The organism is Flavicella marina (assembly GCF_009193215.1).
Lineage (GTDB): Bacteria > Bacteroidota > Bacteroidia > Flavobacteriales > Flavobacteriaceae > Flavicella > Flavicella marina.
The window spans coordinates 791,949-808,131 of the sequence record NZ_VYVA01000001.1 but is presented as its reverse complement, the minus strand read 5'-3'; the positions used below and the strand labels follow the sequence as shown (position 1 = coordinate 808,131).

Below are 16,183 nucleotides of genomic sequence, written 5' to 3'. Positions count from 1 at the left end.
ATTAATCGAAATTCATCGATAGCTGAATACGTTTTCTCGCAATATCGACTTCTTCAACTCTTACTTGCACATGTTGATTTAAGTGCACTACATCACTCACGTTACCGACATAGCCTTTTTTAAGCTTTGAGATATGCACCAAACCACTTTCTTTGATACCTATATTTACAAAACAGCCAAAATTGGTAACGTTGTTTACAATTCCAGGAAGAATTTGTCCGGTTTTTAAATCGTCAATGGTTTTAATAGTTGCGTTGAATTCAAAGACTTTTACTTTTTTTCTTGGATCTAATCCTGGTTTTTCAAGCTCGGAGATGATATCTTTTAAAGTAGGGATTCCAACAGCATCAGTACAGTAGTTGTTTAAGTCGAGGGTTTTTAAGATGTCTCTGTTTCCAATAAAATCATCTAATGCTGTTTTGGTGTCTTTGGCCATTTTTTTTACGATAGCATAGCTTTCAGGATGAACGGCTGAATTATCTAATGGGTTTTTAGCATCTTTGATTCTTAAAAAGGCTACTGATTGCTGATAGGCTTTAGCACCAAGTCTTGGCACTTTTTTAATTTGATCTCTACTTTCAAAAGCACCATTTTCTTTTCTGTATGCTACAATATTAGCTGCTAGTTTTGGCCCTATACCTGATACATAACTTAATAAAGAATTGCTCGCAGTATTGATGTTAACACCCACTTTATTTACGCAAAACTCAACAACTCGGTCTAATTCTTCTTTAAGTTTTGTCTGATCTACGTCGTGTTGGTATTGTCCTACTCCAATAGATTTAGCATCGATTTTTACTAATTCTGCCAGAGGGTCGGCCAGTCTTCTTCCAATGGAGACCGAACCTCTTACGGTTACATCGTAATTTGGGAATTCATCTCTAGCTATTTTTGAGGCAGAGTAAATAGAGGCACCTGCTTCGTTGACAATAAAAACCTGAATGTCTTTTTCAAACCTTATTTTTTTGATCAAACTTTCGGTCTCTCTAGAGGCGGTACCATTTCCAATAGCGATTGCATCAATTTTATACGCATTTACTGCTGTTGTAATTTTACCAATGGCTTCTCTGTCTTTATGCAGATAAATGGTGTCGTTGTGTTTTAAGTTTCCATAAGCATCTAAACACACCATTTTACAACCCGTTCTAAATCCAGGGTCTAATGCTAATATGTTTTTTTCTCCTAATGGTGCTTGTAATAGTAGTTGTTGTAGATTTTTTGCAAAAACTTGAATGGCATTGGCATCGGCTTTTTCTTTGGCATTCGTAAGCACTTCGTTTGAAAGTGCCGGAGCTAATAATCTTTTGTAAGCATCTTTAATCGCGAGTTCAATCTGTTCTGAACATTCGTTTTGTGAACGGATCATTTTTGAAGCGATTCTCGACAAAGCTTGTTCTTTGTCAATGTCGATTTTGATTCTAACAAAACCTTCTTTTTCTGCTCTTAACAAAGCCATTAAACGATGCGAAGGACATCTGAAAAGAGATTCTGACCAATCGAAATAATCTTTGTATTTCTGAACTTTTTCATCTGTAGCTTTGGTTTTAATAACTTTAGAGGTGATGGTTGCTCTTCTTTTGAATTCATTTCTCAATGAAGTTCTGATATCAATTCTTTCATTGATCCAGTCCGCGATGATATGTCTTGCACCCTCCAAAGCTTCTTCTGAAGATTGAATCTCACCTTTTATAAATTTATGACTTGTATATTCTAAATCATTCGCATTTTGTGACATAATAATTTTTGCCAACCCCTCTAAACCTTGTTCTCTCGCCTTGTCTGCTTTAGTTTTACGTGATTTTTTATAGGGAAGGTATAAGTCCTCTAAATCCGTACTAGAAAAAGTGTTTTTAATTTTATGTTCTAAAGAACTATCTAAAGCACCTTGTTCTTCTATAGATTTTAGAATCGTTTTTTTTCTTTTTTCTAATTCGTCGTATACTTTTTTATGACTTAGAATGTTGCTAATTTGAACTTCATCTAAGTTATTTGTCATTTCCTTTCTATACCTCGCAATAAACGGAACCGTACAGTCTTCCGAAATTAATTTTAAGGTGTTGATGATACTGATATCTCTTAAATCAGTATTGGATTTTATATAGTCAAGAATTTCCATAAATAATTATCTGCTGTGCATATAGTCAAGAAACAAAAATAGATTAATACTTTAAAAAAAGATACTTTTAAGATTGGTTTCATTGAAAACTTCTACGATTTTATGCTTGTGGTTTGGTTTTTTGTGCTAGAAATTGTGTCTTTTGTCGAATTATTTTTTTGAATGATGAATGTTGGCCGATATTGTTCAGTGAAGGTTCATTTTTGTATTTTCACGTTTTTGAATTTTTCAATCAGAATAAAAACCTATAACTTAATTTGAATTATGGAGCCAGCCGCAATAGAAACCAAAAAATCAAGTATCATTCCTATTAGTATTATCGCCGGAGTATTTTTTATTTTTGGATTTGTAACATGGATCAATGGAGCGTTGATTCCTTTTATGAAAACCATCAATGAGCTTACCGAAGCACAATCTTATTTAGTCGCATCTGCGTCTTATATTTCATTTGTATTAATGGCATTACCCGCTTCTTCTATTTTGAATAAAATAGGCTATAGAAAAGGAATGTCTTTAGGTCTTTTTGTGATGGCAATTGGGGCTTTGGTATTTATTCCGGCTGCAGAGGCTAGAACGTATTGGGTGTTTTTAACAGGTATTTTTATTCAAGGAGTAGGGATGACTTTATTACAGACAGCAGCCAATCCTTATATTACCATTTTAGGTCCTATTGAAAGTGCAGCAAAAAGAATCTCAATTATGGGTATTGCCAATAAAGTTGCAGGGGCCTTAGGTTCCTTAATTTTTGGATCTTTATTACTTTCTGGGATTGGTGACGTAAATAAAAAATTGGGGTCGGTTTCTGAGCAAGAAAAAGAAGTTTTGTTAGATAGCATGGCCGATAGTGTTTTTACACCTTATGTCTGTATGGCAATTGTATTAGCTGTTTTAGGTGTGTTGATTAGAAAAGCACCACTCCCTCATGTAGAACCCGTTGAAGAAGAAATTGAAGAAGGAACAACTGAAAAAACAAGTATTTTTCAATTCCCACATTTATGGTTAGGGGTGTTGACTTTGTTTGTTTATGTTGGAGCTGAGGTGATTGCTGGTGATACGATTATTGCCTATGGAATTTCGTTAGGTTTCCCTGAAGCTGATGCCAAATTCTTTACAACATTTACGTTAATGGCTATGGTTGCAACATATCTACTTGGGGCGCTATTGATACCTAAATTTATCAGTCAAGGAACAGCTCTAAAAATAAGTGCAGTATTAGGAATTGTTTTTAGTATAGGAATTTTGTCTACGACCGGATTTATTTCTGTCTTGTTTGTAGCTTCATTGGGAATTGCAAATGCCTTGGTATGGCCAGCAGTATGGCCGTTGACATTACAAGGTCTAGGAAAATTTACGAAGACTGCTTCTGCTCTATTGATTATGGCAATTTCTGGTGGTGCAGTAATTCCTCCGTTGTATGGTCGTTTGGTGGATTCTAGTAGAACGGTACTCATAGATTCTGGGATTTCTGGTGAAGATGCAACACCACTTGCCGCTACAGAAAGTTATTGGATATTGATTCCTTGTTATGCTATTATTTTATTTTTTGCATTGAAAGGACATAAAATTCATAGCTGGAAAAAGTAAGGTTATTTAAAGTCAAAAAAGTCCACTTGAACAAGTGGACTTTTTTTGTGTCATACTTTGATGATCCATTTTTTTCGATACATTATGTATGCTAAAACTAAGTAGAAAATTGTTACAGAAGCGGCATATAAAAGTGATGCTAATTCTGGATTGCCAATAATACCAAAGAAGTAATTGTTGTATACATATGAGTGTATGGTTTCTGTTTCGTTTATATGAATCATATAAAAACACTTAGAAATCAAACTAGAGAGAAAATAGATGGTGATTGCATTGGTTCCTGCATATTTAAATATTTGCCCAAAATTTAGTTGTATTTCATCAGAGAAATAATAGATAATTGTTAAAAAAAGCGTTCCATAACCGGCAGTGATAAATACAAAAGAACCTGTCCAAAGAGCTTTGTTTACAGGATACCAAATACTCCATATATATCCAATTACAAGAAAAGAAAACGCAGTGAGCAAAAGTAAATTGACTTTATTGTCTGCATGAATTTGTAAAATTTTTCCAAGTAAAATACCGAATAGGCAAGTTACAATCGAAGGGATGGTACTTAGAAGACCTTCTGGGTCATAGTATTTTTGCCATGTATGATTTTGTAATAGCTGTAGATCTATATAATTTGCCCAGTTGTTTGGTGCGCGATCAAGTGTAGGAAGACTCCCATTTGGCATTGGAAAGAACCCAGTAAATAGCCAATAAACACTTAAGGTTCCAAGAGAAATTACAAATAGAGTTTTCCAATTAAAATTTAAAAATAAAAGTGAGCTAATAAAAAACACAATTCCGATTCTTTGCAATACACCCGGAATTCTTACATTACTTAAATCAGTGACAAATGGAAAATAAGGAATAAATATATTTAAAAATAACCCAAGGCCTATCAGTTTTAAACTTCTGATCAATATTTTTTTGTAGGTAGCTCGGGTGTTCTCTGCATTTTTATATGCATAGGAAATAGAGATTCCTACGATGAACAAAAAAAATGGAAAAATTAAATCAGTGGGTGTAAGACCATGCCAATTAGCATGTAATAATGGAGCATAGACGTGATTCCAGTCCCCAGGAGTGTTTACTAAAATCATTGCTGCAATTGTAAAACCGCGCAATATATCTACAGATTGTATTCGATTTCTCATATGACTTTTATTTATCAAATGATAAAGTAGTAAACTCCGTATTAAGAAATAAAAACCTTCTTTAGAAAACAGCAATTAGCCCACAAACAACCTTTTTTTATTCTTGATTGAGAATAATTTTCTTGGTGTTGGCAACATATTTTCTTCCAATAGGTACGCGTTTTGAGGCAATTTCAATTAAATTTCCTTCAACACTATCAACTTTGTCAATAGCGATGGTAAAAGACCTATGAATGCGTAAAAATTTTTCCGTTGGTAATTCTTCAGTTATACTGGTTAATGATTTGTGTACTAAAAAATCTCCGGTTGTTGTAAATACCTTGATATAATCTTTTAAACTCTCAATATATAAGATGGTGTCGAATTTAATTTTTACAAGTTTTTTTTCAACTTTAAGAAAAATAAATCCCTCAGTGTTATTTTCTTCTTCGGTTTTATGAATCCCTCTTTGTAATTGAATTTTTTGAGTTATTTTATTCACCGCTTTTAAGAAACGTGTAAACGGAATAGGTTTTACCAAATAGTCTAAAACATCCAAATCAAAGCTTTCCACAGCATATTCTCTATAAGCAGTAGTGATAACCACATTTGGTTGAATAGTAACGGTTTTTAAAAATTCTAGACCGTTCATTTTTGACATATTGATATCTAAAAAAATAACATCTATAGCCTCTTGTTTCAACGTTTCAAGCGCAGCAATAGGATCATTAAATGTAGCCACAATTTCAAAGTTCTTGAACTCACGCAAATGGGTTTCAATAACTTTAATAGCTAAAGGTTCATCATCAATTATTAGGACTTTGATATTCAATGTAATTTCGTTTAATGGTCTTGGTTAATTGGGAGAATCATTTTTACTTTGTAGTTCCCGTTTTTTATTTTCGATTTTAGTTCGAAAGAATTTTGGAATAACAATTCTAATCTTCTTTTTACATTGCGGTTACCGATACCATGTTTTGTCTCGGTTTCTGTCTCTAAAAAGTTGTTTTCCGTTGTAAATATAAGTTTTTTATTTTCGATGATTTTGAAGCCGATTTTTATTTTTAGCTTATTATTCCCACGTATTCCATGTTTGAAACAGTTTTCTATAAATGGCAAAAACAACAATGGAGGTAACATTACTCCAGAAATATCTCCTTGGATTTTAATTTTTATTTTTAGATTGTTTCCATGGCGCATTTCCTCTAAATCGATATAATTTTGAATGTATTTTATTTCAGTAGACAAAGCTATTTGAGGTTCTTTTACTTCGTATAATACATATTGCATGATGTCAGAAAGACGCAATACCACGCTCGGAGCAATGTCTGATTTTTCTAGAGTCAATGCATATAAATTGTTCAAAGTGTTGAAGAAAAAATGGGGCTGAATTTGTGATTTTAGAAAATCTAGTTCAGTGCGCAACTGCAATTTTTTTAGGTTTTCTGCCTTTTGTTTTTGATAAATCCATTCTACGGTGAGTTTGATTGCCGCCACAAAAGCAACTACATAAATTTCTCCTAGTGTAACTGCTAATATATGATTGAATTGAAAAGCATCTTGTGACCCTTCAGCTTCAGGCCAAATATTTTTTGTCACTAAAAAATAGTTAAATGCTGTACGCGTTATATATAAGATGGCCAGTGAGGTGGTGAAGAAAATAAAAAATAAGGGGAATTTTTTGGTCAAAATAAATTTTGGCACTAAAAAATACAGTGTGAAATACACCAAAATAATATGCAGAGGAAATTCTACCAAATTCGATTTTAGTGAATACCAATAGTCGTCAAAATAACTTCCCCATCGAATAAAATTTAGACAAAAATAGCTTCCCCAAAAAATGAGATGGTACTTTATCGGAATTCTAAAATTCACTTTTTTTAAAAGGCTAAATACTGGCAAAGACTTGTTTTTATTGGTGAAACGCTCATTTTGAGTAAGTTGATGATTCTCAAATGTAGTAAAATATATCGAAGATTTTTGATGAAAAAAATTCAAAATATACTTTGTATCTTAATAAATGTCATTGGTTGTTCTTTTTCTGTCGTTTGGCGATATTTTTTTTTAAAGGTGTATTCTCCATCTACTTTTATCATGAAAACCAATTAACAATATTTTTTATGAAAAAAATTAACTTAGTATTTATTACGGTTTTTTCCATGTTGTTCAGCCTTCAGGTTTCGGCACAGGAAAAAAGTATTACAGGTACAGTAACCACAGCTTCAGATGGTGTTCCATTACCTGGGGTTTCTGTATTTGTGGAAGGAACAAGTAGAGGAACTCAAACAGATTTTGATGGTCTCTTCTCAATTGAAGCCTCTTCAGGTGAAAAACTTAAAATTTCTTTTTTAGGAATGAAAGACGTTACTATAACCATAGGCGATTCTAATTCCTTAAACATTGCTTTAGAAGAAGACTCTCAAGCTTTAGATGAAGTAATTGTTACTGCCTTAGGTATTAAAAAGGAGAAAAAAGCTTTGACCTATTCAGCGCAAGAAGTTGGAGGTGCCGAGTTGGTAACGGTAAAACAAACCAACCCGGTAAATAGTTTGTCAGGTAAATCTGCAGGTATTACAATTACCAGAAGTTCTTCTGGTGTTGGGGGAGCCTCTAAAGTAGTTTTAAGGGGTAACTCTTCTACTACGAACAACGATCCATTATATGTGATTGATGGTGTGCCAATGCAAAATAGCGGAAACGGTTCAAATGGTGAAGCACCTGGAACAAACGTATTTGGTAGTCAAACAGGAAATCGTGATGGTGGTGATGCAATGTCTATGATCAATCCTGACGATATCGAAAGTATGTCGGTTTTAAAAGGAGCTTCTGCTGCTGCCTTATATGGTTCTCAAGGAGCAAACGGGGTAATTTTAATTACTACGAAAAAAGGGAAAGAAGGTCGTTTGTCGGCGAATGTAAGTTCTGCTTTTACAATGGACAATGTTTTTACAGTACCTCAATTGCAATCAGAATACCAATCAAATTCTGTTGGGCAGCCAGTTGCTGAAAACGGAAATGTATCTGATCCAAAATCTTGGGGAGCAAAAACAGATGGATTGTCGAACAATGCTAAAGATTTTTTTCAAACAGGGTATACAGCGATTCAGTCAATTGCTTTAACCGCAGGAACAAAGAAAGCTCAAACTTACTTGTCTTATGCGAACACATTGGCAGAAGGAGTGATTCCAAACAACAAATTAATTCGTAATAACTTAACGTTAAGAGAAACGATGTCTTTCTACAAAGACAAGTTGCAAATTAGTGCGAGCGCAAATTTATCTGACCAAAGAATCAACAACAGACCAACGAATGGTTTGTATTCTAATCCATTAACAGGATTGTATTTACACCCAGTTGGAGTGAGCAGAGAAAACTATAAAAACCAATATGAGTATTTCAATGAGACAACCAACATGATGGATCAGTATGCGACTTCATTTGATGAAAATATCCAGCAGAATCCATACTGGTTGATCAATAGAAATCCATCACAAGATATAGCGCAAAGAGTATTGGCGAATGTATCAGTTAGCTATAAGATTTCAGAAGAGTTTTCTTTACAATCAAGAGCTAGTTACGACAAATCTTTTTTCACTTTTGAGAAAAAATTATACGCTGGTAGTGATTTAACTTTTGTACCTGCAACTGGTCGTTATATCATGGAGAAAACAGAAAACACACAACAATACATAGATTTGATTGCAAACTATAATAAAAACATTGGTGAGAATATTTCTGTTACTGCTTTGTTGGGTGGTAGTTTGACAAAATATGCAACTGGAGATCAGATTTATTTAGATTCTGGAAACGGAACAGGGTTAAGATATCCTAACTATTTTACGATTGCCAATTTTACGAATACTAATGACATACAACAGACTGTTTCTAATAGAGAAGTACAATCAGTATTCGGTTCTGCAAACTTTGGTTTTTACAATAAGATTTTCTTAGATGTTACAGGAAGAACAGATTGGTCTTCAACATTGGTAAACACTTCATCAGAATCATTTTTCTACCCATCTGTAGGTTTGACAGGGGTATTGTCTGATATTTTCGAATTGCCAGAAGTAATTTCTTTTGCAAAATTAAGAGGATCTTATGCAGAGGTAGGAAAAGACATTCCTCCATATGCTACGATTCCATTGAACAATATTCCTTTAGGTCAAGGAAACTTTGCCAAACCAACTTTCGGAGTGAAAGAAGGAGAAACATTGCGACCAGAAAGACAAAAATCATTTGAATTAGGAACTGAATGGAGATTTTTTGGAAACAGATTTGGTTTTGATTTAACATATTACAATTCAAAAACAACAGATCAAATATTTTACATCCAAGCAGAACCAAATACGCAAGGATTTGTGCAGAATATCGTAAACGCCGGAGAAATTTCTAACGAAGGTATTGAGTTGGTAATTAACGGTAAGCCTATCGTTACGGATAACTTTATTTGGAATTCTTCATTGAACTTTGCAATGAATAAAAACAAAGTAATTTCAGTACATCCAGATTTAGAAAATGGTGAAGCGGTTCTTACTGCACCTGGTGTAAATGGGTATGGATATTCATTAGTTGAAGGTGAAGATTTTGGTTCTATTCGTGGTAGATCGATCGTAAGAAATGATCAAGGATTGCCAATAGTTACAGATGATGGATCAGGGAATTTAACACTAGAGTCAACAGATTTCGAAACGATCGCACATGCTCAACCAGATTATACTTTGGGGTGGAACAATAATTTTGAGTACAAAAATTTCACAGTAAACTTTTTGATTGATGCAAAAGTTGGAGGTAGCGTAGTGAGTGTTACCGAAGCGGTGAACGACTTTTATGGTGTGTCTCAAGCTTCAGCTGATGCGAGAAACACGAATGGAGGTATGATCAATGTAGTTGATACTGATGGAAACTCTAAACAAATGAATGCTCAAGATTACTACTTGCAAACAGGTGGTAGAGCTGGTATGATGGGAGAATATGTATACGATGCAACAAACGTAAGTTTACGTGAGTTTTCTGTAGGTTATAACTTGAATTTTTCGAATAGTGTTGTTAAAAACATGCGACTTTCTCTAATTGCAAACAACCTTTTCTTCTTCTATAAAAATGCGCCATTCGATCCGAATATTGCGGCGAGTACTGGAAATGGGTTACAAGGAGTAGATATCTATGGACAACCTTCAACAAGAAGTGTAGGATTAAATGTAAACGTAAATTTCTAAGACGATGAAAAAATTATATAAATATACTTTAGCTTCTGTATTAGCCCTTAGTTTGGCGAATTGTACAAGCGATTTTGAAAATATCAATACGAATCCAGCTGGGGTTTCAAATGAGAGTTTAACTCAAATGAATAACCATATCGGAGGGTCTTTTACTCCAATGTTTTTAAACGTAATGAACGTTACACCAGCTTGGAACTTTCAATTACAACAAAACTTAAATGGAGATGTGTATTCTGGTTATATGACGCCACCAACACCATTTGCTGGAAATGTGAATAACATGACTTATGCTTTGGTAGACGGTTGGAATGGTTTCCCATGGTCTGATGCTTATGGAAATATTATGCCATTTGTTTTAGATATTAAGAATGCTGTTAATAATGGTGGAGACCCAACAGGTGAAAAATTTGTTCAGTTAGCAAATATCATTCGAGTTACGGGGATGCATAGAGTTTCTGATGTATACGGTCCGATCCGTTATACGAAATACGACGATTTTGCAACAACGGGTGAATACGATTCTCAAGATGTTGCCTATACAGCATTCTTCGCAGATCTTGAAGCGGCAATTTCGATTTTAGAGTCTTATACTACAGACGAGCAGTTTATACCATTTGATATGTCTTCATTAGAAGGTGATATCTCATTATGGAGAGCATTTGCAAATTCATTACGATTGCGATTGGCTTTACGTATCGTTAAAGTAAATCCTACGTTGGCAAAAACACAAGGAGAACTTAGTTTGGCAAGCAATGCTGGTTTCTTAGAGCAAGATATGTTTATCAATACTGGATTTGCACATCCATTAACTGTAATTAGCGGTTCTTGGGGAGATATTAGAATGGGAGCTGAAATGGAATCTATTTTAACAGGGTACAATGATGGTAGAATTGAGAAATACTTCAATATTTCTGAAGACCCAACACTAGCAGGTGCCTATAAAGGTATTCGAATGGGAATAGAAATTGAAGCAAAAACACAGTATGTGGGGCATTCTTCAATAGGATCAGTAGTAGACGGTGAGACAATGCAATGGATGACTGCTGCTGAGGTCGACTTTTTACAAGCAGAGGCCGCTTTAAGAGGTTGGTCTGGTGCTGGTACTGCTGCAACTCATTACGAAAATGGTGTTACAGCTTCTTTTACACAACACGGTGTTTCAGATGTGGCGACCTATTTGGCTGACAATACAAGCACACCTGCAGATTTTGTTGATGCGTTGAATAATGCCAACGATATTGCCTATGGTAGTGATGTAAAAATTGCCTACAACGCAGCAGGTACGCAAGAAGAGCAATTAGAGCAAATTATTACACAAAAATGGATCGCAATGTTTCCTGATGGGCAAGAGGCTTGGTCTGAATTTAGAAGAACTGGTTACCCACGTATTTATCCGGTAATGATTAACAATAGTGGTGGAACCATTGATACGAATATTCAAATTAGAAGAATCAATTTCGTAGAAAGTGAAAGAAATACCAACGGAGCAAACGTAGATATAGCTATTGGGTACTTAGGAGGACCTGATACTGGAGGTACACGTCTTTGGTGGGATGTTGCAGGAAGCAACTTTTAAAATGAATAACTAGAAGTTATTTGAGTTAGTATAGATTGGTCACAAACTGGGAGTATCTATAGCTCCCAGTTTTCCAAACAAGTATTGAGTATAGCAAGCTAAACAAATTAAGATGTCACAAAAAAATAAAATAGCTTATAGTCCAGCAGGGAAATTTGAAGAAACCCGTTTCGAAAAAATTCACAATGTTGTGTTTTCTAATTCTAAAGAGGCTTCTATCGAAGTTGCGAATGAAATAGCTACACTTATTAGAGTAAAGGCAAAAGAAAACAAACCATGTATCCTTGGTTTGGCTACCGGATCCTCTCCAGTAAAAGTATACGAAGAACTAATTCGTCTACATAGAGAAGAAGGTTTGAGTTTCGAAAATGTAATCTCATTTAATTTAGATGAGTATTATCCGATGGACAAAGAAAATATTCAGAGTTATCATTATTTCATGCACGAATATTTATTCAAGCATGTAGATATTTTACCAGAGAATATTAATATTCCTGATGGATCTTTAGAAGGAACTGATTTGCATCAATATTGTATCGATTATGAATTGAAAATAAAAGAATTAGGTGGTGTTGATTTTCAATTGTTAGGTATTGGTAGAACTGGACATATTGGGTTCAACGAGCCTGGGTCTCATTACAATTCGGGAACTAGAACAATTACCCTAGACACCATGACGCGAGGTGATGCAGCTCCCTCATTTTTGGGCATTGACAATGTGCCTAGAAAAGCGATTACTATGGGTATTGGTACCATTACCAAAGCCAAACGAATTGTTTTATTGGCATGGGGTATTTCTAAGGCTGAAATTTTAAAGAAAACTATTGAAGGAGGAATTACAGCGTCTGTACCAGCGACTTATTTGCAAGGAGTAGAAAATGTAACTTTTGTGATGGATGATGAGGCATCGTCTGAGTTGACAAGAATTAAAACACCGTGGTTAGTTGCTTCGTGTATTTGGACGGAAGACTTGAAGAAAAAAGCGATTGTATGGCTGAGTGAATTGTTAGATAAATCTATTTTAAAATTAACTGATAAGGACTATAACGACAACGGTATGTCTAGCTTGATTGCTGAAAAAGGTAGTGCTTATGAGTTGAATATTGAAATGTTCAATGCGCTACAAAACACGATTACAGGTTGGCCTGGTGGAAAACCTAATTCTGATGATACAAAACGCCCTGAGAGAGCTACACCAGAGAAAAAACGAGTGATTATATTTAGTCCACACCCCGATGATGATGTAATTTCTATGGGAGGTACGTTTGATCGATTGGTAGAACAAGGACATGAAGTGCATATTGCATACCAAACTTCTGGAAATATTGCTGTGTCTGATGATGAAGCCTTGAAATTTGCTGAGGTTACGGGGTACATGAATGTTGAATCTAATTTGATGAAGGGAATTATTAAAGACATTCAAAACAAAAAACCGTTTAGTGTTGATAGTCCTGAAACTAGAAAACTTAAAGGGATGATTCGTCGAGGAGAATCTTTAGCAGCTACCCGTTATATGAGTTTGCCTGATGAAAATGTACACTTTTTAGACTTACCTTTTTATGAAACAGGAAAGGTGAAAAAAGATGATATTTCTGATGCTGATATTCAAATAGTAGCAGATTTGATTACCGAAATTAAACCACATCAAATATATGCAGCAGGGGATTTGGCAGATCCTCATGGTACGCATAAAGTTTGTTTAGATGCCATATTTGCTGCGCTAGATATACTCAAACCTCAAAAATTCATGGATGATTGTTGGGTTTGGTTATACCGAGGAGCTTGGCATGAATGGGAAACTTACGAAATTGAAATGGCAGTGCCGATGAGCCCAGATCAAGTATTGAAAAAAAGACATGCAATTTTCTTTCATCAATCTCAAAAAGATGGGGTGATGTTTCAAGGGAATGATTCTAGAGAATTTTGGGTGCGTGTTGAGGATAGAAATAGACTAACAGCAAATAAATACAATCAATTAGGTCTTGCAGATTATGCTGCTATCGAAGCTTTTAAAAGATATCATTTCTGATGCGATTTTTATGGCTCATAGTTTTGATACCGGTTGTTTTATCCTGTTCTAAGAATCAGGAATTAAATAAAATTCAGGGTAGCTGGGAGTTGCAAACCGGAAAAATCATCAAAAGAAATGATACTGTGATTACAGATTACACAGAAGGGCAACGATTGATAAAAATTATCAATGAAACACATTTTTCTTTTTTAAGACATGATTTGAATAAAGGGAAAGACACTAATGCAATCTTTATTGCCGGAGGTGGAGCATATAGATATGATGGTAAAAATTACAACGAATATCTAGAGTTTTGTACAGGAAGAAGTTGGGAAGGAAAAGAGTTTTCATTTCAAATTTCGATTGTCGGTGACACACTTGTTCAAAGCGGTTATGAAAAAAATGAAGAATTGGGAATCGATCAAAAAATAATCGAGACTTACATTCGAACCAAAAACTAAACAATGAAAAAATCAGTATACATACTATTGTTGGCGATGTGCTGTCATTTTAATTCAATCGCTCAAAATGTGGGTGATGAATTAAACTTGATGCCTTGGCCACAAAAAGTAGCACTTGGGGAAGGTCGTCTTCTATTGACAAAAGATTTTTCTCTTTCAATTACTGGAGAGTTTGATACACGTATTTATGAGTATTCTAATCGTTTTTTAAGACGTTTAGATGGAAGAACTGGTTTGTTTTTCAATCAGGGAATGATTTCTAAAAACACAAACTTTTCTAAAAATGCTATTTTAAAAATTAATATCGAACGTCCGGGTAAAATTCAACTTCATGAAGACGAATCCTACGAATTAAAAGTAAGTGAAAGTGAAATTATATTAAAAGCGATTACAGATCTTGGAGCCATGCATGGTTTAGAGACCTTGCTTCAATTGCAATCAACTACTGCGAGTAATTTTTATTTTCCTGTAGTGGTTGTTGAAGATGCACCGCGTTTTCCTTGGAGAGGATTGATGATTGATGTTTCAAGACATTTTCAGCCAGTTGAGGTAATCAAAAGAAATTTAGATGCTATGGCGGCAGTAAAAATGAACTTATTTCATTGGCACTTGTCTGATGATCAGGGTTTCCGTGTTGAAATATTAAAACACCCAAAACTAACTTCGTTAGGATCAGACGGTAATTATTACACACAAGCTCAAATTAAAGAGGTTGTAGCTTATGCTTCGGATAGAGGTATTCAAGTTGTTCCTGAAATTGATGTACCGGGTCATGCTTCTGCTTTGTTAACTGCATATCCAGAGTTGAGCAGCATTGATAGAGAAAATAGTATCGAGCGAAATGCAGGGATTTTCGATCCAACTTTAGATCCAACCAATAAAAAAACTTATAAGCTACTTGCAGATATATTTGCTGAATTAGCTACGTTGTTTCCAAGTCCTTATGTTCATATTGGTGGTGATGAAAACGAAGGAAAAGATTGGGATGAAAATGAAGATATTCAAGAGTTTATGCTTAAAAATGATTTGAAATCAAATCATGATTTACAAACATATTTCAATATCAAATTGCAGAAAATACTTGCGAAAAGTGATAAAGTAATGATTGGTTGGGAAGAAATTTTGACACCTATAATACCAACTTCTGCAATTATACATTCTTGGAGAGGTGTAAACGAAGGTGTACCGGCAAAACAATCTTTGGTAGATGCAGTAAAGAATAAAAACCAAGCAATTTTGTCTAATGGGTATTATATTGACTTGATGTATTCTGTAGAAGATCATTATGCTGTAGATCCGATGCCTGAAGTGGCATTAACTGAAGAAGAAAAAAATAGAATTCTAGGAGGTGAAGCAACGATGTGGAGTGAATTGGTAACTCCTAATTCAATAGATTCTAGAATTTGGCCTAGAACTGCTGCAATTTCCGAAAGATTTTGGTCGCCTAAAAATATTGTAGATATGGAAAGCATGCATAGAAGATTAGGGATTATCAGTTACCAATTGGAAGAACTTGGTTTGAAACATATTTCTAACCGTGACGTGGTTCTTAGAAATATTACGAATAACCAGTCAATCTATTCGTTAAAAGTACTGTCGAATATTTGTGAACCATTGAAAGGTTATACGAGAAATAAAGATGGAGTTGAGTATCAAATGTATTCTCCGTTTACCTTATTTGCAGACGCTTGTGTTGCTGATGCTGCGGATAAAAGAAAATTTAAAAGAGCAGTTGCGAATTATGTATCTGATAATTCAAATACTGAAGAATTATCGAAAATTTTACATGTATGGATTGTTCAAAATGAGGCGTTTTTATCATTGAATAAAAATCCAAAATTAAATTCGATTGCACCATTGTATCAAAACTTGACTACGGTTTCAAAAGTGTTGTTAGCTGCAATAACTACGAATACATTCAATGTTCAAGATAAAGATGTTTTGAGAGCTGCTTTAGTGCGAATGCAAGAAGCAAATGAAGTAGATGTAGAATTTGCTATCGTAGAAGATTTAGTTGTATTAGCAGAGTTTGTTTCTCAAATGAAAGAAATACAGCCTATAGAGAATAAATAGAATTTTAGTTGAGTTAGATTTT

Annotated in this window: 10 protein-coding genes; 6 read left to right on the top strand and 4 right to left on the bottom strand. The window is 34.5% G+C overall.

Translation table 11 applies throughout. The features are described 5' to 3' along the window. Position 1: 1 nt before the first annotated feature. Positions 2–2,116: a Tex family protein gene (locus tag F6P99_RS03195; RefSeq protein ID WP_152285984.1), complete on the bottom strand. Its 2,115-nt coding sequence runs from the start codon at positions 2,114–2,116 to the stop codon at positions 2–4. Between the two features lie 264 nt (positions 2,117–2,380). Here F6P99_RS03195 and F6P99_RS03190 point away from each other — a divergent pair, with 264 nt between their 5' ends. Further along, positions 2,381–3,700 carry a sugar MFS transporter gene (locus tag F6P99_RS03190; RefSeq protein ID WP_152285983.1) on the top strand — a complete coding sequence of 440 codons (1,320 nt, stop codon included), beginning with the start codon at positions 2,381–2,383 and terminating at the stop codon, positions 3,698–3,700. A 50-nt stretch (positions 3,701–3,750) separates the two neighbouring features. On the opposite strand, the gene F6P99_RS03185 is transcribed toward F6P99_RS03190, so the two are convergent. From F6P99_RS03185 to F6P99_RS03175, 3 genes are all read right to left on the bottom strand, one after another. Continuing rightward, positions 3,751–4,842, bottom strand: a complete 1,092-nt coding sequence (locus F6P99_RS03185; protein ID WP_152285982.1) for an acyltransferase family protein — start codon at positions 4,840–4,842, stop codon at positions 3,751–3,753. Between the two features lie 97 nt (positions 4,843–4,939). Further along, positions 4,940–5,653: a LytR/AlgR family response regulator transcription factor gene (locus F6P99_RS03180; RefSeq protein ID WP_152285981.1), complete on the bottom strand. Its 714-nt coding sequence runs from the start codon at positions 5,651–5,653 to the stop codon at positions 4,940–4,942. An 11-nt stretch (positions 5,654–5,664) separates the two neighbouring features. Then, complete coding sequence (locus F6P99_RS03175; RefSeq protein WP_226913000.1) at positions 5,665–6,420, bottom strand: sensor histidine kinase; 756 nt, start codon at positions 6,418–6,420, stop codon at positions 5,665–5,667. 521 nt (positions 6,421–6,941) lie between these two features. Between F6P99_RS03175 and F6P99_RS03170 the strand changes: the two genes are divergently transcribed. The 5 genes from F6P99_RS03170 (at position 6,942) to F6P99_RS03150 (ending at position 16,161) form a co-directional block, all read left to right on the top strand. Continuing rightward, positions 6,942–10,037: a SusC/RagA family TonB-linked outer membrane protein gene (locus F6P99_RS03170; RefSeq protein ID WP_152285980.1), complete on the top strand. Its 3,096-nt coding sequence runs from the start codon at positions 6,942–6,944 to the stop codon at positions 10,035–10,037. 4 nt (positions 10,038–10,041) lie between these two features. Continuing rightward, positions 10,042–11,616, top strand: a complete 1,575-nt coding sequence (locus F6P99_RS03165) for a RagB/SusD family nutrient uptake outer membrane protein (protein WP_152285979.1) — start codon at positions 10,042–10,044, stop codon at positions 11,614–11,616. A 112-nt stretch (positions 11,617–11,728) separates the two neighbouring features. Further along, the gene (nagB, locus tag F6P99_RS03160; protein ID WP_152285978.1) at positions 11,729–13,645 is read left to right on the top strand and encodes a glucosamine-6-phosphate deaminase; all 1,917 of its coding nucleotides are present in this window, start codon (positions 11,729–11,731) and stop codon (positions 13,643–13,645) included. Further along, positions 13,645–14,088: a hypothetical protein gene (locus F6P99_RS03155; RefSeq protein ID WP_152285977.1), complete on the top strand. Its 444-nt coding sequence runs from the start codon at positions 13,645–13,647 to the stop codon at positions 14,086–14,088. Before nagB ends, F6P99_RS03155 begins: the two co-directional genes overlap by 1 nt. A 3-nt stretch (positions 14,089–14,091) precedes the next feature. Continuing rightward, a complete protein-coding gene (locus F6P99_RS03150; protein WP_226912999.1) occupies positions 14,092–16,161 on the top strand; it encodes a beta-N-acetylhexosaminidase in 2,070 nt (689 codons plus the stop codon). The last annotated feature ends 22 nt before the right edge of the window (positions 16,162–16,183 follow it).

What these genes read in the sequence shown, in the direction of transcription:
- F6P99_RS03195 (WP_152285984.1), bottom strand. Translation starts at nt 2,116, where the DNA reads ATGGAAATTCTTGACTATATAAAATCCAATACTGATTTAAGAGATATC.
- F6P99_RS03190 (WP_152285983.1), top strand. Translation starts at nt 2,381, where the DNA reads ATGGAGCCAGCCGCAATAGAAACCAAAAAATCAAGTATCATTCCTATT.
- F6P99_RS03185 (WP_152285982.1), bottom strand. Translation starts at nt 4,842, where the DNA reads ATGAGAAATCGAATACAATCTGTAGATATATTGCGCGGTTTTACAATT.
- F6P99_RS03170 (WP_152285980.1), top strand. Translation starts at nt 6,942, where the DNA reads ATGAAAAAAATTAACTTAGTATTTATTACGGTTTTTTCCATGTTGTTC.
- F6P99_RS03165 (WP_152285979.1), top strand. Translation starts at nt 10,042, where the DNA reads ATGAAAAAATTATATAAATATACTTTAGCTTCTGTATTAGCCCTTAGT.
- nagB (WP_152285978.1), top strand. Translation starts at nt 11,729, where the DNA reads ATGTCACAAAAAAATAAAATAGCTTATAGTCCAGCAGGGAAATTTGAA.
- F6P99_RS03155 (WP_152285977.1), top strand. Translation starts at nt 13,645, where the DNA reads ATGCGATTTTTATGGCTCATAGTTTTGATACCGGTTGTTTTATCCTGT.
- F6P99_RS03150 (WP_226912999.1), top strand. Translation starts at nt 14,092, where the DNA reads ATGAAAAAATCAGTATACATACTATTGTTGGCGATGTGCTGTCATTTT.